Annotated in this window: 2 protein-coding genes; both read right to left on the bottom strand. The window is 65.6% G+C overall.

The genetic code is table 11. The features are described from left to right. Positions 1-1,152 (bottom strand): acetolactate synthase large subunit (locus RMO18_RS20800; protein WP_309668440.1); only part of this gene is annotated, 1,152 nt, incomplete at its 3' end. Positions 1,153-1,255: 103 nt separating this feature from the next. Beyond that, positions 1,256-2,092: a class I SAM-dependent methyltransferase gene (locus tag RMO18_RS20795; protein WP_309668439.1), complete on the bottom strand. Its 837-nt coding sequence runs from the start codon at positions 2,090-2,092 to the stop codon at positions 1,256-1,258. Positions 2,093-2,192: the final 100 nt, after the last annotated feature.

Genomic DNA, 2,192 nt, shown 5'->3' with positions numbered 1-2,192 from the left:
CAGCACATCATGCCCACGGGCGCCTGCCAGCGCCGGGGCGAGGAACCGAGAGGAGGACACGCCCTCATCCACCAGCACCACGTCGTCAGGCATCAGCGCGGCGATCGCCTGCCCCACGGCCTCCAGTTTCATCGGGCCGGTCGGCAGATCGGGCAGCGCCAGCGGCACGAAATCCTCTGGCCCTAGCGCCGCTTCGCCCAATTCCCCGGCCAGTGCGGCCAGCGTCCAGCCGATATCCATGTCGCGCGAGCACAGCTCGATCAGCCGGGTGTCGGGGTCATCGGGCGTGTTAGGCTTGCCCGGATAGGCGAAGAACCCGGCGGGGCGTGGGGTGCCGCACATCACCAGCGCGGGTACACCTGCCAGAAGGGCCGCGTTTTCCTCGGTCCGGTAGGCCATCCGCTCGATCTTGACCGCCCCCGCGCCGCGCCGGAATCTTGCTGCAAAGAACGGCAGCATCACCCGCGCCCCTGCGGCTTTGGCCACCCGTTTGGCCAAGAGCCCCAGGTCAGACCACAGCGCCGGGCCGTCGATCAGCAGCACCGCGCCGGGTTGGCGCAGGGCACGCGCCGCGGCGGCCACTTCGCCGTGCGCCGGGCGGCGCAGGGCCAGTGGTGGTGCCGCGACCGATGGGCCAACCGCCGCGTCCCACGCCATATTGGCGGGCAGGATCAGCGTGGCGATCTGGCCATTCTTGCCGCGCGCCGCCTGAATGGCTGCAGCGCCATCGGTGGCCACCGCGTCCGGCGCGGCACAGACGCGGGTCCAGTGGGAAATGGCTTCGCTGATCCCCACCGTGTCACCCTTCAGTGGGGCCTCGAACCGCAGGTGGTAATCGGCATGGTCCCCCATGATGTTGACCACACCGCTTTGCGCCTTGCGGGCGTTGTGCAGGTTCGCAAAGGCGTTGCCAAAACCGGGGGCGAGATGCAGCAGCGTGGCCGCAACCTCGCCCGACATGCGAAAATAGCCATCCGCCGCGCCGGAGACGCCGCCTTCGAACAGGCACAGAATGCAGCGCATCTCGGGGTGGGCATCCAGCGCCGCAACAAAATGCATCTCAGACGTGCCGGGGTTGGCGAAGCATACGCGAACCCCGCTGGCCAGCAGGGTCTTCACCAGAGTTTCGGCACCATTCATCGTGAAACCCATTGCTTGGCTTTTGGTCAATGGGGCCCAGTCTTACGGGAATTGCAACCCACCCCCGCCAGAGCGGATGTCGAAAGCGGAGGTGGTATAAGCCACATCAGAGCAGTCAGCCCTTCTGGATCACGACCTCCAGATAAGCGCCTGGAACGACCATCGTGCCATCTTCGGCACGGTTGAAGCGGCCGATCAATGCCAGAAGATCAGCCTCAAGCTTTGCCTGCCCGGCGCCATCTAGGGCGGCGAACGCCTTCAGCACAGGGCCGTACCATGTGCGGAACACCTCCAGCCAATGCGCGGGTGAGCGGTAGCGGAAGGTGTAGTCGCGCAGCGTCACGGCAACCTGGGCCTTGCCGGCGTAAAAGCTGTTCAGCCGGTCTCTGGTGCCCCAAAGTGCCGGGGATCTGGCGCCGGGTGCCGGGGGAATATGCGCGCCGATGGTGCGGAACACCTGCCCGATAAAGCCATCAGGCGTCCAGTTCGCAAGGCCGATCTTGCCGCCGGGTTTGCAGACGCGCAGCAATTCAGCGGCGGCGCGATCCTGATCTGGTGTGAACATCACGCCAAATGTCGACAGGACAGCGTCAAAGCTGGCGTCGTCAAATGGCAGGTCTTCTGCATCGGCAGTGGCAAAGGTCACCATCAGGTGTTCGGCTTCGGCGCGGGCACGGCCACGGAGAAGCAAGGCAGGTACGTAGTCGGTCGAGGTCACCTCGCACCAGCGGCGCGCGGCTGCCAGGGTTGCGTTGCCGTTGCCGGCGGCGACATCCAGCACGGTCTGGCCTGCGCGCAGGTCCATCGCCTCGCACAGGGTTTCGCCGACGATCTGCAACGTGGTGCCGATCACCGCATAATCCCCCGCAGCCCAAGCGCCTTGCTGACGTGTCTTCAGCGCGGCGAAATCAGGGGTGGGGGCAAAGGGGTTGGGGGCAATGGTAGCGTGCATGAATATTCTCCGCAGATTTGAGAAATTGAACCGGGCGTGCCTCGGTCGTTCAAACCTGGGCTTAACGTCCGGCGCGGGCCAGTGCTGCGTCTGGACCAAT

This window comes from Tabrizicola sp., assembly GCF_031377265.1.
Lineage (GTDB): Bacteria > Pseudomonadota > Alphaproteobacteria > Rhodobacterales > Rhodobacteraceae > JAUYQR01.
The sequence above is the reverse complement of the archived record's forward strand: the minus strand, read 5'-3'. Positions and strand labels throughout refer to the sequence as shown.

Excerpts from the sequence above, each read along its gene's own strand:
- RMO18_RS20795 (WP_309668439.1), bottom strand. The coding sequence starts at position 2,092 with ATGCACGCTACCATTGCCCCCAACCCCTTTGCCCCCACCCCTGATTTC.